Source organism: Enterobacter sp. N5-15 (assembly GCF_057221635.1).
Genome location: NZ_CM170150.1, coordinates 2,475,951 through 2,500,981, shown reverse-complemented (window position 1 = coordinate 2,500,981; position 25,031 = coordinate 2,475,951). Strand labels below are relative to the sequence as shown.

Genomic DNA, 25,031 nt, shown 5'->3' with positions numbered 1-25,031 from the left:
TCTCCTCAAAGTATGTGGGGGGCAATGCGTTCGGCGATCAGTTCGATGGACCGCAGCGTGTCGCGATGCGTAGGTTCGACCGAATGGACCTGGAATGAGATATCCGTGGCGCGCCTGAGAATGGAATCAGCATTCAGCGAATGCAGCACCGTATCGGGCGAACCAATATGGGCGTCGAACTGACGGCGATAATCAGTGACGCTGTCACCTTTTACAATGTGCCCGGCAGCGCGATGCTGCTCGGCTTGTTTGGTAAGACCCGGCGTTGCGACCCTGAGCGCATAGTCGTCGCTGTCGGCGACGAACGCCGTACGGGAGGCCAGGATACGCGGTGCGATGCCCGCCGGCAGCGCATCGAGGTAGGCATCCACAATCGGGTTCTGGATCTCGTCGAGCGTTAAATCCAGCCGATCTGCCGGGCGCGGCTGCGTGCGCGAGAGCATTAAACCGTGTCCGGCCTGCGCGGCGCGAACGGCTCCGTCAACAGAGAAGGTGGCAATCCAGATGCGTTCAGCAAGCTGTGGCGCTGGCGGGTAAAGGTGGTTATCCGGATGGGTCAGCGAATCCCCGCGCCAGGCGCTTTGGATCACATGCAAATGGTCAGCAAAGGCCGCGCCGCGCTCCTCAAACGTCAGGCCGAACGGCAGAAATGAGGTCGGTGTGCCGCCCGATCCAAAACCGACTTCAAGACGGCCATCGGCGAGTAAATCGAGCACGGCGGCATCTTCTGCGACGCGCAGCGGGTTTTCCATCGGCAGGGTGATGATGGCCGTGCCCAGGCGGATGGTTTCGGTATGCGCGGCGACGTGCGCCAGAAACAGCAGCGGCGACGGCAGGCCGCCTTCACTTTCGTGAAAGTGGTGCTGCGCGATCCAGGCGCTGTCAAAACCGTGGCGTTCGGCGTGGCGGATCTGTTCAGTTGCCAGACGATAGCGCTCCTTCGGCGTAGCGTCGTCAAGCAGGCGGGTGAAAAATCCCAGGCGTTTTCGCGTCATGCGAACTCCTCCGTAGCGGGTGAAAAATGGGGAATGGCGTCAATCAGCTCGCGGGTATAATCGTTCTGCGGCGACGCGAATAAGGTTCCGACGTCACCCTGTTCGACCACCTGACCGCTGCGCAGCACCGTGACGCTGTGGGCGATCCGGCGCACGGTAGACAGATCGTGCGTGATAAAAAGGTAGGTCAATCCCAGCTGCTGCTGCAGCTGCTGGAGCAGAGCCAGAATCTGCGCCTGCACGGTGACGTCCAGCGCAGAGGTGGCTTCGTCCAGCACCAGAATGGTCGGCTCGAGGATCAGCGCCCGGGCGATGGCAACGCGCTGACGCTGTCCGCCTGAAAGTTCCCGGGCGGTGCGGCTCAGGAGTTCGACGGGCAGGGCAACCCGCTGCGCCACTGTCTCCACCTGGACCTTTCGCTCCGCCTTACCGAGGCGAGAAAAGTTCTTCAGGGGCTCTTCGATGATCTCGAACAGCGTCTGACGCGGGTCGAGAGAGGCAAACGGGTTCTGGTAGACAAACTGGATCTTCTGGCGCAGCTGACGGCGGGCCTCGCGGCTGAGCGCGGTGGCATCAATATCATCAATGATGACCTGCCCGCTGTCGGCCTGTTCAAAACCGAGCAAAATACGGGCGAGGGTGGTTTTCCCGGAGCCCGATTCACCAACCAGCGCATGCGTACTGCCGCGCCTGACGTCAAACGTCACCCGATCCAGCGCCTGAAGCTGATGACCTTTGCCGAGGGAGAATTGTTTGCTGATGGCGCGGGCGCGAATGGCCGGTGACGCGAGCGGGCGGCCGGCCACCGGGGCGATGGTCAGGCGCTGGCCCTGGAGATCGCTCAACAGCTGGCGGGTGTAGGCGTGCTGCGGTGTGCGCACGATATCGGCAGTGCTGCCATGCTCCTGAACCTCGCCATCGCGAAAGACCAGCAGCCTGTCCGCGCGCTGTGCGGCCAGCGCCAGATCGTGGGTGACAAACAGAACGGCGGTACCCGATTCCCGGCGCAGGATATCCAGCAGATCGAGAATGCGTTTTTGCACCGTCACATCCAGCGCGCTGGTGGGCTCATCGGCAACGATCACATCCGGGCGCAGGGCAATGGCGATGGCAATCAACACGCGCTGTTTCATTCCGCCGGAGAGCTGATGGGGATACTGCGTCATGCGCTGTTCGGGGTGGCTCAGGCCGACCTTTGTCAGCAGGGCGAGCACCTGCTCGTCGCGCTGGGCGCGGGTCACTTTCTGGTGTAGCTGAATGATTTCTCCGACCTGCGCACCGATGGTTTTCACCGGGTTGAGCGAATTACCCGGATCCTGCGGGACCAGGCTAATTCGCGCCCCGCGAAGGGTATCGAGACGCTTCGCGGACCATCGGCTAATCTCCTCGCCGTTGAGCGATATTTTTCCCGCATCGCGCCGGGCGTTGTCAGCCAGCAGACCAATGATCGCCTGTGCCGTGGTCGTTTTACCGGATCCGGATTCGCCGACAAACGCCAGCATTTCCCCTCGCCCGAGCGTGAAGCTGACGTTATGCACCACCTCTCGCCACTGGCGCGCGGTACGGTAGCTGATCGTCAAATTTTCCACTGAGAGAACGGTCATTAGCGACCTCCGCTGAACTGTTGGCTGATACGGTTGGTGGCCAGCACCACGGCGATGACGACGACGCCGGGGAAGGTGGTTAGCCACCAGGCGGTAGAGAGATAGTTACGGCCTTCGGCAATCAATAAGCCCCATTCCGGCACGGGCGGCGGGGTGCCGTAGCCGAGAAAGCTCAGCGTGGAGAGCGCCAGGATGGCCTGACCAAACTGCAGCGTGGCATAGGCGAGGACGGCGGTTAACGCGTTGGGCAGGATGTGTCTCCACAGCACGGCGAAAAACGTCCCGCCGCTGCCAAACGCCGCCTCGACGTAATCCGTGTGCCGGATGCGCACGACTTCACCGCGCGCGAGGCGGGCGAAGCTGGCAATAGAGGCCACGCCTACGGCAATCGCGGCGTTAACGGTGCCAAACCCGAGAAGAATAATCACCGTCAGCGAGAGCAGCAGAGACGGGATGGACAGCAGCACGTCGACGAAGCGCATCAGCAGAGACTCGACGCGTCCAGCGAACGCCCCGGCAACCACCCCTAAGCCCGTGCCGACCACCAGACCCATCGTCACGGCGGCCAGCGCCGCGCTCAGGGAATGTGACGCGCCATAAATAATACGCGTGTAAACATCGCGGCCAAGCTGATCGGTGCCGAGCCAGTGTCCCGCCTGCGGCGCCAGGCGTTGTGCCCCAGCGATGCCCTCAATCGGGCTGTAGTGGGTTAACAGGCCGGGCGCCACGGCGGCAAACGCGGCGAGAATAATCACCCCCCATGCCAGCCACAGTCCCGGTTGCCATTCCATTCCCTGCCAGGCTGGAACGCGTTTTCGCGCGGCGGCAGCGTAATCGACCAGACTCATGATGCACCTCCGGTAACGGTTTGCAGGCGGGGATCCAGCAGCGGCATCAGCAGATCCACCAGCAGATTGATCAGGACAAAACCCAGGGCGGAAATCATCACTACCGCCTGAAGTACGGCGATATCCTGGTTATTCACCGCCTGCTGGGTCAGCTGTCCGAGCCCGCTGCGGCCAAAAACGGTTTCCGTGATCAGCGCCCCGGCAATCAGCTCGCCCAGCAGCAGCCCGGCAATGTTCAGGACCGGCAGCAGGGCGTTGCCGGTAACGTGACGCCACAGGACGGCGGTTTCACTCAGCCCTTTGGCACGGGCGACGGCGACAAACGGCTGCGTCGCAACCTGGTCCAGACTGCGCATCAGAATTTGTGCCAGCGGGGCGGAGATCGGGATCGCGACGGTCACGATCGGCAGGATCAGTCCCTGAAGCGGCGTCGGGTTAATCACCGGGATCAGCCGCAGCTGAAAAGAAAAGAGCTGGATGAGGGCAATCCCCAGCCAGAACGTGGGTAAGGAGATAAACAGGACCGGCAGAGACTGGAGGGAATTGCTCAGCCAGCGCAGACCCGGCAGACGCGATGCAAAGGCCAGCGCAAACGCCAGCAGGACCGCGAGTACAAACGCGGGCAGGGCGAGACTCAGGGTATCCGGCAGATTGCTGGCAATCAGCTCGCTGACCGGCACCCCTGCCTGTAACGAATAGCCGAAATCCCCGCGCAGCATCGCCAGCAGCGTGTGGCCGTATTGCTGCCACAGCGGGCTGTCCGCGCCGTAGGCCACGCGCATCTCCTCGATTTGCGCCGGGCTTAAGCCCAGGTCCGGGTTCTGAAATTTAATCAGCACCGCGTCGCCCGGCAGCACCTGGAGCAACACGAACGAGAGGGTAAAGGCGGCCCACAGTACCAGCAGCCCGTGCCCAAAGCGTTGAAGAAGTGCGTGGCGCATCGTCAGCTCCTCAGTGTTTCTCAATCCACGCGCCGTAGAACGACGGGCGGCCTACCGCTTCAAAATTGACGCCTTTCAGCCACGGCGCACCGGCAAAGACCTGCGGCTCTTCAAAAATCGGAATGACGTAGGCGTTATCCAGCAGGTAACGCTGGGCGTCCCCCGCCAGCTGCAGGCGTTTTTGCGGATCGACCTCAGCCGAAATGTTCACCAGCAGTTCATTCAGCTTGTCGTCGCGGAAGTTTTTGACCTTGTCGCTGGATCCGCCTTTTTGCAGCAGCGCGTCGCGGTTTGCCGGGTAGAACATGCTTTTCACCACGTCAGGATCGGCGCGGCCTACTTCTGAGACGGTTAACGGGGTTTTCAGCGGGTCAAGGTTATCCAGCGTGCGGCTGCCTGCGTCACCGGCTTTGACGCTCAGCACCACGCCCACCTGTCGCCACTGCTGGGCAACCAGCTGGAGCACCTCTTTGTTTTGCGGCTGTGGCAGGGATTCATACACCGTCAGTGCCAGACGTTGGCCGTCTTTGGTGCGGATCCCGTCGCCGCCTGCTTTCCAGCCCGCGTCGTCCAGCAGATGGTTAGCTTTTGCCGGGTCAAAGGTCAATTTGTCGCTGAGGTCGACGAAGCCTGCGGCGGAATCGGCAATCACTGACTTCGCCTGCGGATAGTTGGCCGAGAAGAGGGTCTCGACCACCTGTTTTGCATTGGTGGCACGCAGCAGCGCCTGGCGTACGCGAATATCGGAGACCAGCGGGTTATCCGGGCGGAAGCTGATGCTGTCATTCACCCCGCGCGTCGGGGCGGCGTAGATCTTATAGCCCTGGTCTGTCGCCTGCTTTTCGTCATACGCCTGCACCTGGCGAATAAAGTCGGCCTGACCGGCCAGCAGGGCGCCCACGCGCACGCTGTCTTCCTGGGTGACAATAAACTTGATGCCATCAAGATTTGCTGGCCCCTGTTGCGCCAGGTTTTTCGGTCCCCACTGATAGTCTTTGCGCGCTTCGAGCGTCACTTCACGGCCCAGCTTCTCGTCCTTCACCACAAACGGGCCGGAGCCAATGATATGGCGGGCATCCCCCAGCTCTTCGAAGTTGCGCTTCAGCGTGCTGAGCGAGACCAGACCCGAGCCAATGGTGGCGGTGCCTTGCAGGAACCCCGGCGACGGTTTTTTGAAGTAGAACTTCACGGTCAGCGGGTCGATGACTTCGCTACGATCGTAGTTATTGATCACTTCTGACACCGGCAGGCGCTGCGCCTTATTGCCTAAACCGTAGGTATCAAAATTTTTCGCCACCGCGTTCGCGTCCAGCGGCGTGCCGTCGGAGAAGGTGATGCCGGGACGTAGTTTAAAGGTGTATTCGGTTTTATCGGCGTTGGTGGTCCAGCTTTCTGCCACCCAGGGTTCCACCTGCAGCGTCTTTGGGTTCTGCCACGTCAGTTTGTCGGTGATTTGATTCAGAATGCCGCCGTTCGGGTAAAAGCCACCGGCAGGCGGATAGAGGTTGGTGTGTGCCTGTTGCTCCAGATAAATCAGCGTACCGCCTTTGACGGGCGCATCTGCTGCCCAGGCTGCGGTTGTCGCCAGAATCAGCGCCGTCAGCAGAGGCAGACGAAATGGGGTTTGCATGGTGAATTCCTTTGTTATCTTCTTGTTAGCGTCGGATTCATCATCGGGCGCGGGGGAAAGCAAGGGAACAAAGGAATTAAGATAAGGATTGCCGGAAACTGAAAATAAAAAAACGCCCCGTTAGCGGGGGGCTAAACGAATTTCGCCAGCGGGTCGGCGGCGGCAAATGCGACCGTTTTGTCTGCTGCTGGCGGATAGATCAGCTCGTTCGTGATGGCGATTTTGATCTTCTTCGCCTCGTCGCGGACGGATTTGACGGCCTGTTCCCAGCCCTCGGTATAGACCGCGCCCCACGCGCCTAAATCCAGGCAGGTTACATAGTTCACCTGACGATAAGGATATGGTGCGATGTTTAGCAGGCTGGCCGCCGCGTTGTGTCCGGCAAATTTTCCAAGCTGGATCGCGTGCTGGCAGGTCATCAGCGCCGTGTTGCCCGCATCGTCCGTTTTGGCGTGCGCCATGTCGCCCGTTGCATAGATGTCCGGATGGGCTGGAACCTGCAACGACTCGGTAACGATAAGCCGCCCCTGGTTGTCACGTTCGCCGTCAATCTGCTGGCTGAGGGGGTTGGCCTCAACGCCTGCCGTCCAGACCACGGTAGAAGCGGCAATACGTTCGCCATTTTTTAAGGTAACGCCGTTTGCGTCGATGGTTTCCACTTCACTGTTAAGACGCCATTCAACGCCCAGCTCGCGGCTTGCGTCTTCAATGGTCTTGCGCAAGGCTTCGCTGTAACGTCCACCGATAACTGCACCGCGTTCAACTACGATAACTTTAATCCTTGTTTCGTCACCTAATCGATAACGAAGCCGGGCAGGGAGCTCGGTCGCCAGCTCAATGCCGGTGAAACCGCCGCCACAGACCACAACGGTGTTACGTTCCGGGGAGGCAAGCCGTGAAGCCAGTGAATCCAGGTGCTGCTCAAATACCAGCGCCGATTCCAGCTGGTCGATATCAAATGCGTATTCGGCAAGGCCGGCAATGGAAGGGCGTTTGGTCTGGCTACCCGTCGCCAGCACTAAACGTTCGTAAGCCACCGAGGATGTTATCCCCTGATTATCACGCCATATCACCGTTTTTTCATGAGTATCAATATGTTCTGCGCTTCCGGCAATGAACTCAATATCCAGCTCAGCGAACAGTTCGGTCAGCGGCGCGACCAGCGTTGAGACCTTTTCTTCATAGAAGCGTGGGCGAACGCGCAGCTCAGGAACCGGTGCCAGCACGGCAATCTTAAGATTGTCTTTTCCTTCCAGCGCCGAGAGGCGAGCGGCACTGACCGCAGCCCACATACCGGAAAAGCCGCTACCCACAATTAAAATCTGCTTTTTCATACTCGATCCTTTTGATCGCCAGGCTGTGTACCTGACATAACTGCCACTATACTTGTCGGAGTTAACTGCGACAACTTCTTTCTGAGTTAAAAATCGTTATAATGGCCTGAACAGCAAACTGGGGTTAACCATGGCGTTTTACAGTTCCGGTGTGGAATACGGCATTCACAGCCTGATGTGCATGGTGGATGCGAAGGGTAATGAGCGGGAAATGAGCGTCAGGGAGATGGCTGCCCTTCAGGGCGTGCCGTACGATTATCTCGGTAAAATATTCACCCGCTTGTCGCGAGCCGGTCTGGTCATCAGTACGGAAGGCAAGGGTGGGGGCTTTCAGCTGGCGCGCCCGGCGGAACTGATCACCGTGCTGGACGTAACGCACGCCATCGACGGCGAGAAAAATATGTTTGAGTGCAGGGAGATACGCCAGCGGCTGGCCGTGTTTGATGAAACGCCGCCTGCCTGGGTATGTGACGGTCCGTGCGGGGTACGTTCGGTGATGGACAGCGCGCAGCAGCGAATGGAAGAGGAGTTAGCCCGACATACCATTCTCGATCTGGCGCGCAAAATGTATCGAAAAGCACCGGACACGTTCCAGATTGAGGTCCAGGAGTGGATTTCGGACCGGCGTTCGTCGTAACAGAAGGCCGGGTAGGGCAAAGCCGTTACCCGGCGATAGTTTTTTACGAGCGGAGATCAATGACCATACGGCCGCGGATCTGGCCCTGTTCCATCTCTTTAAAGATAGCGTTGATGTCCTCCAGCGGGCGCATCGTGACTTTCGGTACGACCTTACCTTCAGCGGCGAACTGGAAGGCTTCCTGCAGATCCTGACGGGTGCCGACCAGCGAACCCACTACCTGAATGCCGTCCAGCACCAGACGCGGAATGTCGAGGCTCATCGCTTCCGGCGGCAGGCCAACCGCGACCACGCGGCCACCGGCACGCACGGCATCAACGGCTGAGTTGAATGCTGCTTTTGCGACGGCAGTGACGACTGCGGCATGCGCGCCGCCCGTTTTCTCCTGCACAATTTTCGCGGCATCTTCGCTGCGGGAGTTGATGGTTAAATCCGCACCCATGCTGGCCGCCAGCTTCAGCTGTTCGTCGTTAACGTCAAGGGCGATGACTTTGGCGTTAAAGACGTTTTTGGCGTACTGCAGCGCGAGGTTACCCAGTCCGCCCAGACCATAGATTGCAATCCACTGGCCCGGTTTGATGCCAGAGACCTTCACCGCTTTGTAGGTGGTCACGCCGGCGCAGGTGATGCTGCTGGCCGCCGCCGAATCCAGGCCGTCCGGCACTTTTACCGCGTAATCCGCGGTGACTATGCACTCTTCCGCCATCCCGCCGTCAACGGAGTAACCGGCGTTTTTCACATCGCGGCACAGGGTTTCGTTGCCGCTATTACAGTATTCGCAGTGACCACAGCCTTCAAAAAACCAGGCTACGCTTGTGCGGTCGCCGACTTTCAGCGACTTCACGCCAGGGCCGACTTCTTTTACGATACCAATCCCTTCGTGGCCCAGGATAACCCCAGTTTTATCGCCGAAATCACCGTTCTTCACGTGGAGGTCGGTATGGCATACGCCACAGCACTCCATCTTCAGCAGGGCTTCCCCGTGCTTAAGCGGGCGTAAAGTTTTTTCGGTGACGTTGACCTGATGATCCTGAGTGACAACAGCAGCCTTCATGTGTATCTCCTTGTTCATGATAAGAATCTGCATAGCAGGTGTAGTACCCCTTAAGGATTAATACATTAGCCTGGTAATGCAAGGCTGCGGCAACATAATGTCATCATTTGATTCGATTTCAGATTAAGAATACGGTGTTCCTCTAATAATTTAGGGGGAAAATACTGGCCCGACGAGAGATACTCGCCGGGCGCAGCGTTACAGCTGTGCTTCTATCTCCTCAATCTCTTTACGCCATTGTGCCTGCAGCTGCGGCTTTTGATGCTTCGGCTTACGCGCCAGATCGTCTTCCAGCAGCGCTTCCAGCGCGACCAGCCGTTCGAGCAGATCGTCATACGGCGAGGATTGAACCGTCTCGGCATCCATGACTGGCGCGGCGGTGGTCACCAGCCCTGCGCTTTCACGCAGGCGCTCAAACACCGCTTCTGCATCGTGCCACTCGCTCAGCTTTCCCTCTTCAATCAGCCAGAAACGGTTGCAGCTTTGGCTAATTAGCTGGCGATCGTGGCTGACCAGCAGCACGCCGCCTTCGAACTGCTGGAGGGTTTGCGCCAGCGCCTCTTTGCCTTCTATGTCGAGGTGGTTGGTCGGCTCATCCAGCATCAGCAGGCTATAGCGGGCAAGCGTCAGGCCTACAAACAGCAGGCGCGAGCGTTCGCCACCGCTGAGCGTGCTGACCGTTTGCCCGTGACGCGCCCACGGGAAACCCGCGCTTATCAGCGCCATTTTGCGGTTCTGCGGATCCGGCGCGAAAGGCTCCAGCGCGTCGAGCAGCGTGGCGTCATCCGGCAGCTGATGAAGCGTCTGGTCGTAATAGCCTGGCGACACGCGCGGATGGATTTTCAACCCGCTGTCTGCGGACTCATCGGCAAACTGTTGCCAGATAAGCCTCATCAGCGACGATTTGCCGCAGCCGTTACGACCGACAATCGCCACGCGATCGCCACTTTTTAGCCGCGCCATGTCGATGTTAAACAGCGGCGGTAGCCCGGGCGCAGGCGGGACGCTGAGGTTTTCCATCTCCAGCAGACGGTCTGCCCGCAGCGCGTCGCCGCGCAGGGTTAACGTCCACGGGCTGCCTGCCGTGAGCGCCGTCTGGCTCTCCCTCAGCCGTTCGACCTGTTTTTCCATCTGTTTGGCTTTGCGGGCCAGGTCTTCGTTGTCGTAAACCTTGCCCCAGGTCGCCAGACGCTTCGCGCTGGCGGTCACTCGGTCGATCTCCTTTTGCTCCGCCTTGTGGCGCTGCACGTCGCTTTCATCCTTTGCTTCAAGCGCCTTGCGGGCGGCCGTGCAGGGAAGGGCGAAGTAGTGCAGCGTTTTATCGCGCAGGATCCAGCTGCCGTTGGTGACGGCGTCCAGCAGCTGTCTGTCGTGCGAGACCAGCACGAAGCTGCCTGACCAGTTCTGTAAAAAGTGCTCCAGCCAGAGCATGGTCGGCAGGTCCAGGTGGTTGCTGGGTTCATCAAGCAGGAGCAGGTCCGGTTCGTGAATCAGCGCCCGCGCCAGCAGCAGGCGGGTGTGCTGACCGCCGCTCAGCGTGGCGGATTGCAGTGTCATATCCTGCGGCGTGAAGCCCATGCTTGCCAGCAGCGTTTCGGCTTTCCAGCGCAGGCTATCGCGCTCGGCTATAGGCAGCTGTGCGAGTACGGCATCCAGCATGGTCAGTGGGAAAATGGCGTCCGGGAGATGTTGCTCCACGCGCGCCATCAGGCAGTGTCCGGCCAGCGCTACCGTTCCGGCGGCGGGGGAATCGGTGCCGTCCAGCACCTTCAGCAGCGTGCTTTTTCCGCAGCCGTTGTCGCCCAGCAGGCCAATGCGGTCGCCTTTTTTCAGCGTAAAGGAGAGTGAGTCGAAGAGCGTGCCAAACGCCGTATCAACACGTAAAGATTGTGCAGTGAGTAAAGTGCTCATTGTTGCTTACCCAAGAGTTACAGGCATGTTCATGCCTCGTCAAACATCGCTGACGATAACTCAGTAAGCCCGAGAGAAGGGATTTCAGGGGTTGGTGTCTTCGCTCAAGCAGAAGTTATCGCAGCACGATACCGATAACGCTTGAGCTGGTGCGATCACCAAATGTATGTGAAACATTGAAAATTTCACGATACAGCATAATTGGCCTCCTTATATATTCAGCGAGTTAATGGATGAATGGAGTGTAGCGGGGGGAAGGGGGTTTGGCTAGGGGGTATTCAATGGTGCGGTCTGATGCCCTCACCCTAACCCTCTCCCACAGGGAGAGGGAAAACACCCCGCCCGCAGGCCCGGTAAGCGAAGCGCCACCGGGCGATTGGGCCGCACCGCGAAGGAAACGGTCAAAGCGAATTAAATCGAGGTACGGCGATAGCTACGGTATTCAGGCTTCCAGAAGTTGTCGTCGATAGCCTGCTGCAGCGCGTCGGCAGAGGTTTTCACCGCCACGCCCTGCTGCTGCGCCATTTTACCTACCGCAAACGCGATGGCGCGCGACACCTTGTGAATGTCTTTCAGCTCCGGCAGCACCAGCCCTTCACCGTTGTTGACCAGCGGCGAGTAGCCCGCGAGGGTTTCGCTCGCCGACATCAGCATTTCGTCGGTAATGCGGGATGCGCCGGACGCGATCACGCCCAGACCAATGCCCGGGAAGATGTACGAGTTGTTGCACTGGGCAATCGGATAGGTTTTATCCTTCCACACCACCGGATCGAACGGGCTGCCGGTCGCGACCAGCGCGTTACCTTCGGTCCAGGCGATAATGTCCTGCGGCGTCGCTTCCACGCGGGAGGTCGGGTTGGAAAGCGGCATCACGATAGGGCGCTCGCAGTGCTTGTGCATCTCGCGAATGATCTCTTCGGTAAAGAGCCCGGTTTGCCCGGAAACGCCGATCAGAATATCCGGCTTCACGTTGCGCACTACGTCCAGCAGGGAAAGGACTTCGTTGTCGGTATCCCAGTTTTTCAGGTTCTCACGTTTCTGCACCAGCTTGGTCTGGAACGGCAGCAGGTTTGGCATGCCGTCGGTCAGCAGGCCGAAACGGTCAACCATAAAGACGCGGGAGCGGGCCAGCTCTTCGCTTAAGCCTTCACGCTGCGTCTGGGCGATAATCTGCTCGGCGATACCGCAGCCCGCAGAGCCTGCGCCCAGGAAGACGATTTTCTGGTAGCTCAGCTGGCTGCCGGCTGCGCGGCTGGCGGCGATAAGCGTACCCACGGTCACGGATGCGGTGCCCTGGATGTCGTCGTTAAAGGAGCAGATTTCATCGCGATAGCGGTTCAGCAGCGGCATCGCGTTTTTCTGCGCAAAGTCTTCAAACTGCAGCAGAACGTCCGGCCAGCGGTGCTTCACCGCCTGGATGAAGTCGTCGACAAACTGATAGTACTCGTCGTCGGTAATGCGCGGATGGCGCCAGCCCATATAGAGCGGATCGTTGAGCAACTGCTGGTTGTTGGTCCCGACGTCCAGCACCACCGGCAGGGTATACGCCGGGCTGATGCCGCCGCAGGCGGTGTAAAGAGAGAGCTTACCGATTGGGATCCCCATCCCGCCAATGCCCTGGTCGCCGAGGCCGAGAATACGTTCGCCGTCGGTCACCACAATCACTTTGATATTGTGGTTCGGCACGTTCTGCAGAATATCGTCCATGTTGTGACGGTTCTGATAGGAGATGAATACCCCGCGTGAACGACGGTAGATCTCTGAGAAACGCTCGCAGGCCGCACCCACCGTCGGGGTGTAGATCACCGGCATCATCTCTTCGAGATGGTTTTGCACCAGGCGGTAGAAGAGGGTTTCATTGGTGTCCTGAATGTTGCGCAGGTAAATGTGCTTGTCGATTTCGGTTTTGAAACCCTGATACTGGATCCACGCGCGCTCCGCCTGTTCTTCAATGGTTTCAACCACTTCGGGCAGTAAACCCAGCAGGTTAAAGCTGCTGCGCTCTTCCATGCTGAAGGCGCTGCCTTTGTTGAGCAGGGGGAATTCGAGTAAAACCGGTCCAGCGTATGGGATGTATAAGGAACGATGTTTTTTCAGTTTGTTGTCCATGTCACTCACTCTTTTTATGAAGATCCGTCCCTGACACTGCTGTTTGTCATCTTTCTGGCCTGTGCGATGGGGTGCGGTCAGGCGGTATTATAAAGGAGCTAAATATTAATTACCGCAACACATAAACAAAAACACCACCGGGATTACCGATGGTGTTCTGGATCTCAGTCTGGAACTTACTTGCCTGCGTGGCGTTTTCTGCCGGTGGCGTGCGTGACCTGCGTTTCGTGGTCGCCTTCAATCACCACCTTACGCTGATTTGAAAGCTTGTAGTTCAGTCCCAGAATATGGCGTGCCTGACGGTTCGATTTCATGTTAACTCCTCAATCCTGTTGATAGTTTTAAGGACCAGTTTGCTTACGCAAACGAAATGTAACCCCTTAGGTTGCAGATCCAGCTTAGCAGGTTTTTACAAGGGTGCGTTTTGCCCGCTGACAACGTAGTTAATAGTCTGCTGGTAGATGTCACTGAGGATGTCATTATCCGTGGATTCCACCCATTTGGTCAGTTCCATCAAAATGTCATCTTCAGTCACAGCACCGTGCTCGGCGTGAAGACCCTGCGCAATCGCGTTAACGAGTTCAGGTTGTGCTGCTGCAGTATTAGCCGGGTAATAAGTAAACATGCTGCCTCCGTGTCGTTGTCTGTTTAATGGTACGGCTCGCAAAAAATTTAATTCATAAACAGAATGGCAAATATTTTCCCGGTTGTGGCTCAGATTCATCTTAGAAATAAAAATGACATAAGTGCATGCTTTTATGTGCTTTTAAAAGGTGTGGCTATATCGACGGGTAACGGCGGGGATATTTTGGCGATGCTCCTGCCATCACGGAAATATAGCAGGAGCAGATTTTTACATTACCACTTCATTTCGCCGGTATTCACCTTCGCGCTTAATTCCAGCGAGCTCTCTTCCGCCAGGCCCGGATACTGTTTTTTCAGGGTGCTGATGACGCCTGCGGAATCTTTATGCGCGGATAAGGCCTTGTCAAAGCGCTGCAGATAGTCGCGGGTAAAATCAATCGCGCCAGTCCCGGCAGGTGGCGTGCCAAGATAGTGGCCCGGGATCACACGCTCTGGCTTGTGCGCGGCCATCTTCACAAGGGTTTCCTGCCACTGCTTGCGGCTTTCCGGCGTCTGGGTGTCTGCCGTCCAGACGTGAATGCCCCAGGCTACCCCGGTGCCGCCGAGGATCGTTTTCGCTGACGGGATCCATACATAGGCCGCGTAGCTTTCCGGCTGCTCGATATCGATTTTTTCCCCGTCAACCATGAACGTGGTGGAGGCAAGCACCTGCGGGACGACCAGCTCCGTTGGCGCGCCGTCTTTCATCTGCGGGCCCCAGAAGGCGAGCTTGGCGTCTTTGGTGGCTTTAATATGGTCAACCACGTGCTGCGTGGCCACCACTTTGGCATTCGGGAAGGCTTTGACCAGCGGCTGCAGGCCAAAATAGAAATCCGGATCGCCAGAGGTAATCACAATCTTATTCAGGGTTTTACCGCTGCGGCGAATTTTCTCTACCAGCGCTTCGCCATCCTTCACGCTGAACTGCGCGTCAAACAGCACCGCTTCCTTCGGGCCGGAAACCAGCGTGGAGGAGACCGCGAAAATGCCTTTATCCTGTGGGTTATAGGTATCAATGGTCAACGGCGCAGCAAAAACAGCCGGCGTGATAAGGGTGGAAAGCAGGGCAAGGTGAGTGAGTTTCATGCTGTTGTCTCTGTTGTTCAGGAATGTGTCTATTGTACGGATATTCGTATTTGCCAGAATTCCTGAAACAAGACATGCTTAGTTTCATAAATCGAGCAAATGGAGCTTTTATGGATCGCGTTATCGCCGCTCAGGTCTACAACCGGATATGCGAGCTGGGCAGTTTGAGCGCGGCGGCCCGCGCGTTGGGCATTTCCCGACCGATGGTGAGCCGCTACCTTGAACAAATGGAGAAGTGGGCGGGAACGCGGCTGGTAAACCGCTCCACGCGCAAGCTGACGCTGACCGCGGCAGGGGAAAAGGTGCTGCAAAAAACGCGGACGCTCTCGCAGATTTCGCAGGAAATTGAAGGTCAGTCTGAGAAAGATCTCCCGTCCGGCACGCTGCGGGTGGCCTGCGCGCACTTTACCGCCATGCACCTGATTGCGCCGGTACTGCCCGGCCTGCTCTCGCGCTACCCGCAGCTGCGCATTGAGCTGGACGTGAATAACCACCCGGTCAGCCTGGTGGGAGAGCGCATTGATGTCGCCGTGCGCATTACCGACAACCCCGAACCCGGCATGATTGCACGCCGGCTGGGGGAGTGTCGCTCGGTGCTCTGCGCCTCGCCGGACTATCTTGCGCAGCACGGTACCCCCGTCAGCCCCGAAGAATTAGCGCAGCACAACTGCCTGCACTACAGCTTTTTCGCCGGGCAGTCCTGGCACTTCCTGACGCCGGAAGGTGAAAGCCTGAGCGTGGCCGTCAGCGGCAACCTGAGCGCCAGCATCTCTTCGCTGTTGATGGACGCGGCGATTAAGCACTGCGGTATCGCCATGCTGCCGGAGCGCGAAGCGTCTGCCGCGCTGGAACAGGGATTACTGGTGCCGGTGCTGGATACCCTGGAGCCGAAACCGCTTGCCATCCATGGCATTTATCAGTCACGGGAATACCAGCCTGCCGCGCTGCGCGTGTTTCTCGACGAACTGTCGCGCTACCTGGCATAAGAGGGGATTACTTCGCCTTTAGCCAGGGAGACGCCGTGCTCCAGAATATAATATCGGCACCGAGATAACTTTCGCCGAAGCGGACAAATTCCGCTTTGGTGAACGGTTTTCCGGTCTGAGGATCCTTATAGGTCAGGGTCGGTTCCTGAACCGCCATGGCGATGAGCGGCAGCGTCTGTTTATTTTTATGGAAGAAGGGATAGGCATTCTTCATGTGCGCCTTGCGGTTGGGAACAATGTCCGGCCCGCCCAGACCGACACTGTTGGCGCTGGCATACGCAAACAGACGCCCCATGTAGTTGTGGTCATTATCCCATTCGCACGGCCAGAAGTTCACGTATTGCACCACGTGTGATTTCTGAAAAGCCTTTCGTGCAAAGGCCAGGTTTTCCATTTCACCCGCGAAATAGCTGTCGCAGGTAAACCCGGCGGGGGGATTTTTTTCGTCGATATCAATGGCGGTTTCGGGCAGGTTTACCCCATACACCTCGCCATCAAAGCGCTTCGCGAGGGCGGCCAGCAGCGCCTGATAGCGCTCGCGCACGGCAGGATCCCACTGACGCGCCACCCATCCTGAACCGACTGGCTTGCCTTCGCCGGGGTTATCGAACTGCGGCGCAATCCCGCCGCCATATCGCTTATCGTGCATCAGATAGTCCGGCACGTAGCGGGCGTCCGGCTCAAAGAAACGATCCTGGATTTGAATAAACAGCTTTTTTCGGGCGGCCTTAACGCGCGCCAGATCCTGCTCAATCCGCGAGAAGTCATAGCTGTCCTTCTCGGGTTCCAGCAAGCGCCAGTTGTAAACGATCTGCACGCCGCCGATATCGCTTCGCGCAACAAGCGGAAACGCCGCGTCGAGATCGCCCGAGCTGGTATAGATAAAGTTCTCCGGCGTTTTTGCCAGTGATGAAAGCGACAGAGCCAGCGTGGTTACGGCAACGGCCATCCTGAATTTTAGCGCCATATCATTATCCTTTTTGTCGGTACAGCAGGTGAAAGTCCTGGAATTGTCTGTGTTCCAGGGTGGGCCAGATGCGTAGTCTATACTTAACCCTTTGTAAGCCAAAAGGAGAGCAAGAATGACTATTCATAAGCACGGTTCGGCACACTGGTCTGGCGACATTAAGCGCGGAAAAGGAACGGTTTCCACCGAGAGCGGCGTTCTCAATCAACAGCCTTATGGTTTCAATACCCGCTTTGAGGGTGAAAAGGGGACCAACCCCGAAGAATTGATTGGCGCGGCACATGCGGCCTGCTTCTCAATGGCGCTGTCGCTGATGCTTGGGGAAGCGGGCTATACCGCCGACTCTATTGATACTACGGCGGACGTCTCTCTGGATAAAACCGACGGCGGCTTTGCCATCACTAAGGTTGCCCTGAAAAGCAAAGTGACCGTTCCCGGCATCGCCCCCCAGCAGTTCGATGGCATTATTCAGAAAGCAAAAGCGGGCTGTCCGGTATCGCAGCTCCTGAAAGCCGAGATTACCCTGGACTATAAGCTTAACTAAGCCCCAGCCGGGTTCGCGCCCGGCTACCCCTTCAGCGCGGCGGGGAACACCTCCGCCAGCCAGGCGATAAAGACCTTCAGTCTGTGCGTCAAATGCCGGTTCTGCGGGTAAACCACATGAAACGGATAGGCGGCAGGGCGCCAGTCGCCCAGGATCGCCGTCAGCGTTCCCGCCTGCAAATACGACTTTGCCGAATACTCAAAGGTCTGAACGATCCCCAGCCCCGCCGCGGCAGCAGCCAGATGGGCATTACTTTCATTGACGCCGAAATAGTGCGGAATGTTGATTTCCAGCGCCTCGCCGTTCTGTCTGAAGCGAAACGGAAATGCCCGCCCGGTGACGGGCGAAAGGTAGCTGATCAGCTTGTGCCCGTTGCACAGCTCCTGCGGATAGGCCGGTACGCCATGATTTTTCAGGTAACCCGGCGTCGCGCAGGTGACCATCTCGGCGTTACCGAGATGGCGGGCGATGAGGGTCGAGTCGTCCAGCGGCCCGCCGCGGATCACGCAGTCTACGTTACCGCTGATGAGATCGACCGGCCGGTCGGCCACGCCAAGGTCGATGCGGATATCCGGGTAGCGCCGCATAAATTCCGGCAGCAGGGGGATGAGCACGTCCCGGGCGGTGGAGCCGCCCACGTCAACCCGCAAATGCCCTTTTGGCGTCGCGCGGGAAATGCGAAACGAGGTGTCGATATCTTCGATATCAATCAGCACCCTGAGCGCTTTTTCATAGTATTCCATCCCTTCAGGCGTCGCGACTACCCGGCGAGTCGTCCGGTGCAGGAGACGTATCTCCAGGTGCGACTCTAGCGATTTAACCAGCTTGCTCAGCGTGGCGATCGGCATATTCAGCGAGTCCGCCGCGCGGGTAAAACTGCCTGACTCCACGACCCGCGTAAAAGCGCGCATCGCCATGAGCTGGTCCATGATGACCTCTGATTATTTCTGTGGGTGAATAGTCATTTTCATTTTTGCCTGTTTTTCACTAATGCCGCAAGGGCTAAAGTTTGTCCAACGCAAACCCAACAAAAGGTAAATGACATGAACACGACTCTCTCAGGAAAAATCGCACTGGTCACCGGCGGCAGCACCGGTATTGGTCTTGCCACGGCGCAGGAGCTGGCGGCTCAGGGTGCGAAGGTATACATCACCGGGCGTCGCCGGGCCGAGCTGGACGCGGCGGTGGCTGAAATTGCTTCAACCGCGGTAGGCATTCGCGCGGACGTCTCTAAGCTTGCCGATCTAGATGAGGTCTATGCCCGGATAGCAAAAGAAGAAGGCCGTCTTGATATTCTGTTCGCCAACGCCGGTGGCGGCGATATGCTGCCGCTGGGCGCGATCACCGAAGAGCAGTTTGACCGGATTTTCGGCACTAACGTTCGCGGAGTGCTGTTTACGGTGCAGAAGGCGCTGCCGCTGTTATCCGCCGGATCGTCGATTATTCTGACCGGCTCGACGGTGTCCATTAAAGGGACGGCCAACTTCAGCGTCTACAGCGCCAGTAAGGCCGCCGTGCGCAACTTTGCCCGCTCCTGGGCGCTGGATTTGCAGGGCCGCGGGATCCGCGTCAACGTGGTGAGCCCGGGGCCAATCAAAACGCCGGGTCTCGGCGATCTGGTGCCAGAAGAACACCGTCAGGGGCTGTACGACGTGCTGGCCGCACAGGTACCGCTGGGGCGTTTAGGCGCGCCGGGTGAGGTGGGTAAAGCGGTGGCGTTTCTGGCCTCCGACGCGGCCAGCTTTATTAACGCCACCGAGCTGTTCGTGGACGGCGGGATGGCCCAAATCTAATCCAGACTGCGCCAGCAGCGGACGTTACGGCCCTCGCGTGAGGGCTGTAACGGCTGGGGACGCTCACACCCCTGCGTTGCCATCGGACAACGGTCGCGGAAAAAACAGCCTTCGGGCAGATGACGGTTGCCGGGAAGCTCCGTTTTGCGTAACGCCAGATTTTCATCCAGCGGTTCACCGGTGCGGGGAACCGAGTCGAGCAACAGACGGGTATAGGGATGGCGCGGCTCGCCAAGCACCTGCGCGGCGCTGCCCAGCTCCACAATCTGCCCGAGGTACATCACCGCCACCCGGTCGCTCATGTGTCTGACCACCGAGACGTTATGCGAAATTAACACGTAGGTCAGATTACGCTGCTGCTGCAGGTTCACCAGCAGGTTGAGGATTTGCGCCTGCACGGAGATATCCAGCGCGCTGGTGGGTTCATCCAGCACGATAATATCGGGGTCGGACGACAGCGCCCGGGCGATGGCAATGCGCTGGCGCTGCCCGCCGGAGAAGGCGTGCGGAAGCCTGTTGAGATATTCCGGGCGAATGCCAACCTGCAGCGCCAGATCCTCCGCCAGCTGACGGCGCACGCGCTCGCTGCTGCGTTTCTGCACCCACACCGGCTCGGTGATGATGCGCCAGACCGGCAATCGCGGGTCGAGCGAAGAGAGCGGATCCTGAAACACCATCTGCATGCCGCCCGCGTGGTGCGCCCGCTGGCATGCGCCGGTGCTGGGCTTAAGCATGCCCATCAGCAGCTGGGCCAGCGTGCTTTTCCCGCAGCCGGATTCCCCAACAATGCCCAGCGTTTCCCCCCGACGGATCTGAAGATCGAGCCCGTTGAGGGCATGTACCTGTTCCGTTACGCGCCCCAGCCAGTTTTTGCGCGCCGCAAAGTTCACGTGCACGCTATCCAGTTCCAGCAGTACATCAGACATGGTGTTTCTCCCGTTGTGGGTACCAGCAGGCAGCCTGTTGGCCTTCTGCGCCATTGGGCTGTAAGCGCGGCGTTTCGCTGCATTTCGCCCCAGCGGCAAAGCAGCGCTCTCGGAAGGCGCAACCCTGCGGAAGCTGGCTGAGGTTGGGCACCGTGCCGGGGATGGCGGGAAGCAGAGCGCGCGGCTCGCCGTTTTCCGGGGCGCACTGCAGCAGGCCGATGGAATAGGGATGCACGGGGCGGTGGATCAGCGTTTGCGTGGCACCGCTCTCGATCACGCTGCCCGCATACATCACGTACATTCTGTCGCAAAGCTGCGACACCACGGCCATATCATGGCTGATAAACAACACCGAGGTACCGCTGGCCCGCGCCTTATGCTTCAGCAAGCGCAGCACCTGGAGCTGGACGGTAACGTCCAGCGCGGTGGTCGGCTCGTCGGCGACGATCAGCTCCGGCTCGCAGGAGAAGGCAAGGGCGATCATCACCCGCTGGCGCATGCCGCCGGACAGTTCAAACGGATAACGCTCCATGACCTGCTTCGCGTCCGGGATTTGCATCTCTTCCAGCAGGGTAATCGCCTTCTGCTGCGCCTCGCGCCGCGAAAGCGTCTGATGCTGGCGGATCACCTCCACCATCTGTTTGCCAATCCGCCGCGTCGGGTTGAGGGCTGTCATGGGCTCCTGAAAAATCATTGCCACTCGTGCTCCGCGCCACTGTCTAAGCTGCTTCTCGGACGCCGTCAGGACGTTTTCGCCGAGTAACTTCACCTGACCGTGATGAATGCGGTAGCTCCCTTCCGGCAGCAGCCGCATGGCGAGCATGGCGGTCACGGATTTACCCGACCCCGACTCGCCCACCACGCCGACAATTTCGCCCCTGCCGATCTCCAGCGAGACGTGGTTCAGCGCGTGGACCTCACCGCGAAAAATCGGGAAGCTCAGATGCAGGTCTTCAATACGTAATACCGGTTCGGTCATTACTGTTTTCCTCCCGACTTCGGATCCAGCAGATCGCGGATACCGTCGCCAAACAGGTTAAAGCCCACGGCGGTAATTAAAATCGCCGCACCGGGAAAGGCGCAGTACCACCACTGGTCCAGGACGTAGTTACGGCCCACGGCCACCATCGCCCCCCATTCGGCGGTCGGCTGCTGCGCGCCCAGGCCAATAAACCCCAGCGTGGCGGCCATCAGAATGGCGCTGCCGATGTCCAGCGAAGCCTGCACAATCAGCGGCGGCAGGGCGTTGCGCAGGATATGCCAGCGGATCAAATGCCAGCGGGACGCGCCAAAGGTGCGGGCGGCCTGGACGTAGGTAAACTGGCGCACCACCAGGGTTTGCCCGCGCGCCAGGCGGACGTAAAACGGGATGCGGACAATCGCAATCGCCAGCATGGCGTTAAACAGGCTCGGACCGAGCGCGGCGGCCAGCGCCATGGTCAGCACCAGGGAGGGAATGGAGAGCATAATGTCCATCACCCGCATGATAATGGCGTCGCCGCGCCCGCCCAGTACGCCGGACAGACAGCCCAGCAGTGAGCCAATGCCGCCCGCAATCACCACGACCGCCAGCCCGGCGGTAATCGACTGCTGGCTGCCCGTCAGCACGCGGCTGAACAGGTCGCGTCCTACCTCATCGGTACCAAACCAGTGTTGCGCAGAAGGCGCCTGCAGGCGGGCGGTCAGATCCAGCGCGTTCGGGTCATGCGGCACAATCCACGGTGAGGCCACCATCAGAAAGAGCATCGCAATCATAATGACGCCGCCAACGATCGTGAGCGGGCCTTGACGCAGCATCCAGAACAGCTTTGCCCAGTTGATGCGTTGTCTGGCGGTTTTAACCGGGACGGGCGTTTCCTGCGTTAACATCATTCGGCACCTCCGCGCCCGATTCGCGGGTCAATCCACAGGTAAAGCAGATCGACCACCAGATTAACCAGCACGTAGGCCAGCGAAACGACGACGGCAAAGCCCATTACGGCAGGGAAATCGAGCGCCTGAATGGACGTCACCACCCAGGCGCCCATGCCCGGCCAGGCAAAGACGGTTTCGGTCAGCACGGCGCCGTAAAGCAGATCGCCCAGCGCCAGCCCGAGGACGGTGATGGACGGGATCATCGCATTGGGCAGGGCGTAGCGCAGGACGATGTACCAGCCGGGCAGGCCGCTGGCGCGCGCGGTGCGGATGTAGTCCTCGCTAAGCTGCTCCAGCATCGCCGAGCGAACCTGGCGCGCCACAATCCCCAGGTGAACAAACGCCAGCGTCAGCGAGGGCAAAATCAGGTGCTGAAGCGCGTTGAAGAACACCTCACCGTTGCCCTCCAGCAGCGCGTCCAGCAGATAAAATCCGGTGACGTGCGTCGGGGGATCGAGCCAGTCGTCCAGCCTGCCGCCGCCCGGCAGAATCTGCAGGTGCCCGTAGAACAGTACGATGACGCCCAGCCCAAGCCAGAAGGCAGGCGTGGAGATCCCGGTCATCGCCATTAAACGCACCAGGTGATCGAGCCAGCGGTTGCGGTACACCGCCGATAAAATCCCCAGCGGCACGCCGATGACCAGCGCCAGCAGCAGAGAGCAAAAGGCCAGCTCCAGCGTGGCGGGGAAAAAGGCCTTCAGATCTTCGGCGACCGGACGCCCGGTACGGATGGATGTGCCTAAATCGCCGTGCGCCAGAGCGTCCACGTAGCGGCCAAACTGTATATACAGCGGCCGATCCAGCCCTAGCTGCTGGCGGATGTTCTGCACGATTTCGTCGCTGGCGCGATCGCCGGCCAGCAGACGGGCCGGGTCGCCGGGGATCAGGTGTGAAATAATAAAGGTGATAATACAGACACCGGCCACCACCAGGATTAACCCCCAGCAGCGCTGGCGCACGATGCTCCAGAACGTCATACACTTTCCCCCGGCGAGAACCGTTATTTACTCATGGTGGCGATGTTGAACACCTGCTCGAGCATCGGATTAAAGGTGAAGCCTTTGACCTCTTTGTTCATCGCCAGCTGGTAGTTCTTCTGGAACAGATAAACGTAGGCCGCCTCGTCGATGACCACCTTTTGCGCCTGCTGGTAATCTTTGGTGCGTTCCGCCTGATCGGTCGTTTTCAGCGCGGCCTGCAGCAGGGAATCAACCTCTTTGTTCTCATAGAACGAACGGTTGCCCGGCAGCCCTTTTTTGTCCGATTCGAACCAGTAGTTCATGAACATGTACGGGTCGGCAAAGTCCGGGCTCCAGTTGCCGATGGCAATGTCGTAATCGCCTTTTCCGACACGGTCGCGCATGGTGGCATTGGCCAGTTTTTCCAGCTTGACGTTAATGCCGATCTTGCCAAGGCTGGCCTGAGTGGAAAGGGCGATCGGCTCCCAGTTCGGGTCGTTATCCGAGTAGAGGAAGGTCAGGCTGGCGGGTTTGTCTTTGACCTTCTCCAGCGCCGCTTTGGCTTTGGCCTCATCGAAGCTGTACTGCATTGCCGTGGCGTCAAAGCCCCACATGCCTTCCGGGATTGGGCCGCGCATCTGCTTGCCGTTGCCGCTCAGAATGCCTTTTACCATCCCCTGGTAATCCGTCGCCCAGGAGATGGCCCGGCGTAAATCCACCTGATTGAGCGGCGCTTTACCGTTGTTGAGATAGAGGTAAGTCACGCGCAGGGAGGGGTATTCCGCGACGGCGACTTTGCCTTCCTGCTTCAGAGCCGCAAGCTGATCGACCGGCAGGGCGTCAGCAATGTCCAGATCGCCGCGGGAAAGCTGCAGTCGGCGCGAGGCGCTTTCACCGATAATTTTCACCGAGACGCGCTTAAAGTGCGGCTTCTCACCCTGCCAGTGGGGGTTAGGCACCAGGATCAGCTGCTGGCCTTTCTGCCAGCTTTTGAGCATAAACGGGCCGGAACCGGCGGTGTTTTGCGCCAGAAAACCGCGCGCATCGTCCGCCGCATTGGCCTTCAGCACCGCCGGGTTAATGATGGACGCCCCGTCGTTTGCCAGCGTATAGAGGAAAGGCGCGAACGGCTGGCTGAGGGAGAACTTCACCGTATGGTCATCGACGGCATCAATTTTCAGGTCTTTCGGGAAGGCTTCAGACGGCCCCTGGCCGAGCTTCAGCAGGCGCTCAAAGGAGAGTTTTACCGCTTCCGCGGTGACCGGCGTGCCGTCAGAGAATTTCGCGTTATCCGCCAGGGTAAAGGTCCACTCCTTCTGGTCGTCGGACGCCTTCCAGCCCGTCGACAGATCGCCTTCCACCTCGGTAGAGCCTGGCTTGTATTTGACCAGACGCTGGTAGGAAGGATAGGTGACGGTCCAGTCGTTGTTATCAATGGTGATGGCAGGGTCGAGCGTTTGCGGGTCGGCGGCTTTGCCGATCGCCAGCATGTCTTTCGGGACGGCAGCCAGCGCCAGCGGTGCGCTCAGGGCCAGCGTGGCGGCGATCAGAGTCGAAATAAGCGATGTTTTCATGGCAGTGCTCCAGGTTTAAAGAGAGGTGTGCGTCAGTGGAAAACAGGCAAAACGGTCGTCTAGCAGCGGGTAGCTGGCGGCATTCGGCAGTTCGAAGTGCCACCATTCGCTGCTGATACCCACAAAACCGCCGCCGAACATGATGGCGTTCAACAGCAGACGGTTGCGCTGGGCGTGCGGCGGCACGGAGGGGTGATACGGATGCGATCGGTCATGCATTTCGTCAAAACCTGCCCCCATATCCAGCACGGCGTTATGTTCATCCATCAGGGTGACGTCGATGGCCGTACCGCGGCTGTGATTGGAGCCAATCGCCACGTCGACCACATATTCCGGGTTCGGGCAGGCATCCCACAGCTGAGCCTGCGCCTGCTGCGGTCGATAGGCGTCGTAGACCACCAGCTTCAGCCCGGCCAGGGAGGCAATGCTGATGGCTTTTGCCAGCGCGGTGGCCGCGTCGCTATGCAGCAGGCACAGCGCCTCCTGATAGATCGGGCGGCCGGTGATGTTGTCGGCGGTGGCGTACTTCAGATCGATATGCAGCGTGGGAAACGTCTTCGCCACATCAATCAGTTCACTCTCTTCGGGCATAGCT

24 protein-coding genes are annotated in these 25,031 nt (G+C 58.9%); 4 read left to right on the top strand and 20 right to left on the bottom strand.

The features are described from left to right. Positions 1–5: 5 nt before the first annotated feature. The 6 genes from AC2TE5_RS11900 to AC2TE5_RS11875 all read right to left on the bottom strand — a co-directional run bounded on the left by AC2TE5_RS11900 (position 6) and on the right by AC2TE5_RS11875 (position 7,352). The gene (locus AC2TE5_RS11900; RefSeq protein ID WP_213327595.1) at positions 6–995 is read right to left on the bottom strand and encodes a putative FMN-dependent luciferase-like monooxygenase; all 990 of its coding nucleotides are present in this window, start codon (positions 993–995) and stop codon (positions 6–8) included. Next, on the bottom strand, positions 992–2,599 hold the full coding sequence (locus AC2TE5_RS11895) for a dipeptide ABC transporter ATP-binding protein (protein ID WP_213327594.1): 1,608 nt from the start codon (positions 2,597–2,599) through the stop codon (positions 992–994). The genes AC2TE5_RS11900 and AC2TE5_RS11895 overlap by 4 nt, the downstream gene beginning before the upstream one ends. Continuing rightward, complete coding sequence (locus AC2TE5_RS11890; RefSeq protein ID WP_213327593.1) at positions 2,599–3,447, bottom strand: ABC transporter permease; 849 nt, start codon at positions 3,445–3,447, stop codon at positions 2,599–2,601. The genes AC2TE5_RS11895 and AC2TE5_RS11890 overlap by 1 nt, the downstream gene beginning before the upstream one ends. After that, a complete protein-coding gene (locus tag AC2TE5_RS11885) occupies positions 3,444–4,388 on the bottom strand; it encodes an ABC transporter permease (RefSeq protein WP_335243785.1) in 945 nt (314 codons plus the stop codon). Before AC2TE5_RS11885 ends, AC2TE5_RS11890 begins: the two co-directional genes overlap by 4 nt. 10 nt (positions 4,389–4,398) lie before the next feature. Beyond that, the gene (locus tag AC2TE5_RS11880) at positions 4,399–6,018 is read right to left on the bottom strand and encodes a TIGR04028 family ABC transporter substrate-binding protein (protein WP_484611678.1); all 1,620 of its coding nucleotides are present in this window, start codon (positions 6,016–6,018) and stop codon (positions 4,399–4,401) included. Between the two features lie 131 nt (positions 6,019–6,149). Beyond that, positions 6,150–7,352, bottom strand: coding sequence for an NAD(P)/FAD-dependent oxidoreductase (locus AC2TE5_RS11875; RefSeq protein ID WP_484611677.1), 1,203 nt, complete (start codon positions 7,350–7,352; stop codon positions 6,150–6,152). Between the two features lie 130 nt (positions 7,353–7,482). On the opposite strand from AC2TE5_RS11875, the gene AC2TE5_RS11870 reads away from it, so the two are divergent. Then, complete coding sequence (locus AC2TE5_RS11870) at positions 7,483–7,989, top strand: RrF2 family transcriptional regulator (RefSeq protein ID WP_029740891.1); 507 nt, start codon at positions 7,483–7,485, stop codon at positions 7,987–7,989. Between the two features lie 43 nt (positions 7,990–8,032). On the opposite strand, the gene adhP is transcribed toward AC2TE5_RS11870, so the two are convergent. From adhP to AC2TE5_RS11840, 6 genes are all read right to left on the bottom strand, one after another. Next, entirely contained in the window at positions 8,033–9,043 is a 1,011-nt protein-coding gene (adhP, locus tag AC2TE5_RS11865) for an alcohol dehydrogenase AdhP (RefSeq protein WP_213327589.1), read from the bottom strand. A gap of 198 nt (positions 9,044–9,241) precedes the next feature. After that, positions 9,242–10,954: an ABC-F family ATP-binding cassette domain-containing protein gene (locus tag AC2TE5_RS11860; protein ID WP_484611676.1), complete on the bottom strand. Its 1,713-nt coding sequence runs from the start codon at positions 10,952–10,954 to the stop codon at positions 9,242–9,244. Positions 10,955–11,365: 411 nt separating this feature from the next. After that, a complete protein-coding gene (locus AC2TE5_RS11855; protein WP_159514237.1) occupies positions 11,366–13,063 on the bottom strand; it encodes an NAD-dependent malic enzyme in 1,698 nt (565 codons plus the stop codon). Between the two features lie 176 nt (positions 13,064–13,239). Next, complete coding sequence (sra, locus tag AC2TE5_RS11850; RefSeq protein ID WP_008501714.1) at positions 13,240–13,377, bottom strand: stationary-phase-induced ribosome-associated protein; 138 nt, start codon at positions 13,375–13,377, stop codon at positions 13,240–13,242. A 95-nt stretch (positions 13,378–13,472) separates the two neighbouring features. Continuing rightward, complete coding sequence (bdm, locus tag AC2TE5_RS11845; RefSeq protein WP_013096534.1) at positions 13,473–13,688, bottom strand: biofilm-dependent modulation protein; 216 nt, start codon at positions 13,686–13,688, stop codon at positions 13,473–13,475. Between the two features lie 233 nt (positions 13,689–13,921). Beyond that, positions 13,922–14,773 (bottom strand): Vmh family MBL fold metallo-hydrolase, encoded by an 852-nt coding sequence (locus tag AC2TE5_RS11840; protein WP_213327587.1) that lies wholly within the window; start codon positions 14,771–14,773, stop codon positions 13,922–13,924. A gap of 110 nt (positions 14,774–14,883) precedes the next feature. Here AC2TE5_RS11840 and AC2TE5_RS11835 point away from each other — a divergent pair, with 110 nt between their 5' ends. Beyond that, a complete protein-coding gene (locus tag AC2TE5_RS11835) occupies positions 14,884–15,759 on the top strand; it encodes a LysR family transcriptional regulator (protein ID WP_484611675.1) in 876 nt (291 codons plus the stop codon). A 7-nt stretch (positions 15,760–15,766) separates the two neighbouring features. On the opposite strand, the gene AC2TE5_RS11830 is transcribed toward AC2TE5_RS11835, so the two are convergent. After that, on the bottom strand, positions 15,767–16,726 hold the full coding sequence (locus tag AC2TE5_RS11830) for a hypothetical protein (protein WP_484611674.1): 960 nt from the start codon (positions 16,724–16,726) through the stop codon (positions 15,767–15,769). A 115-nt stretch (positions 16,727–16,841) separates the two neighbouring features. Between AC2TE5_RS11830 and AC2TE5_RS11825 the strand changes: the two genes are divergently transcribed. After that, on the top strand, positions 16,842–17,270 hold the full coding sequence (locus AC2TE5_RS11825; protein WP_023311893.1) for an OsmC family protein: 429 nt from the start codon (positions 16,842–16,844) through the stop codon (positions 17,268–17,270). A gap of 23 nt (positions 17,271–17,293) precedes the next feature. Here AC2TE5_RS11825 and AC2TE5_RS11820 read toward each other — a convergent pair whose 3' ends face one another. Further along, positions 17,294–18,199: a LysR family transcriptional regulator gene (locus AC2TE5_RS11820; RefSeq protein WP_484611673.1), complete on the bottom strand. Its 906-nt coding sequence runs from the start codon at positions 18,197–18,199 to the stop codon at positions 17,294–17,296. Positions 18,200–18,313: 114 nt separating this feature from the next. Here AC2TE5_RS11820 and AC2TE5_RS11815 point away from each other — a divergent pair, with 114 nt between their 5' ends. Beyond that, positions 18,314–19,063 carry an SDR family NAD(P)-dependent oxidoreductase gene (locus tag AC2TE5_RS11815; RefSeq protein ID WP_484611672.1) on the top strand — a complete coding sequence of 250 codons (750 nt, stop codon included), beginning with the start codon at positions 18,314–18,316 and terminating at the stop codon, positions 19,061–19,063. Here AC2TE5_RS11815 and AC2TE5_RS11810 read toward each other — a convergent pair. Genes AC2TE5_RS11810 through ddpX form a run of 6 tightly spaced genes read right to left on the bottom strand, consistent with a single transcriptional unit; the run spans position 19,060 to position 25,027 of the window. Next, positions 19,060–19,989, bottom strand: a complete 930-nt coding sequence (locus AC2TE5_RS11810; RefSeq protein WP_484611671.1) for an oligopeptide/dipeptide ABC transporter ATP-binding protein — start codon at positions 19,987–19,989, stop codon at positions 19,060–19,062. The two genes, AC2TE5_RS11815 and AC2TE5_RS11810, sit on opposite strands and share 4 nt — an antisense overlap. Beyond that, positions 19,982–20,968, bottom strand: a complete 987-nt coding sequence (locus AC2TE5_RS11805) for an ABC transporter ATP-binding protein (RefSeq protein WP_484611670.1) — start codon at positions 20,966–20,968, stop codon at positions 19,982–19,984. The genes AC2TE5_RS11810 and AC2TE5_RS11805 overlap by 8 nt, the downstream gene beginning before the upstream one ends. After that, the gene (gene ddpC, locus AC2TE5_RS11800) at positions 20,968–21,861 is read right to left on the bottom strand and encodes a D,D-dipeptide ABC transporter permease (protein WP_484611669.1); all 894 of its coding nucleotides are present in this window, start codon (positions 21,859–21,861) and stop codon (positions 20,968–20,970) included. The genes AC2TE5_RS11805 and ddpC overlap by 1 nt, the downstream gene beginning before the upstream one ends. Continuing rightward, complete coding sequence (locus AC2TE5_RS11795; RefSeq protein ID WP_032656950.1) at positions 21,858–22,880, bottom strand: ABC transporter permease; 1,023 nt, start codon at positions 22,878–22,880, stop codon at positions 21,858–21,860. Before AC2TE5_RS11795 ends, ddpC begins: the two co-directional genes overlap by 4 nt. A gap of 23 nt (positions 22,881–22,903) precedes the next feature. Next, complete coding sequence (locus AC2TE5_RS11790) at positions 22,904–24,436, bottom strand: ABC transporter substrate-binding protein (protein WP_484611668.1); 1,533 nt, start codon at positions 24,434–24,436, stop codon at positions 22,904–22,906. 15 nt (positions 24,437–24,451) lie between these two features. After that, entirely contained in the window at positions 24,452–25,027 is a 576-nt protein-coding gene (gene ddpX / locus AC2TE5_RS11785) for a D-alanyl-D-alanine dipeptidase (RefSeq protein ID WP_059346793.1), read from the bottom strand. Positions 25,028–25,031 lie beyond the last annotated feature (4 nt).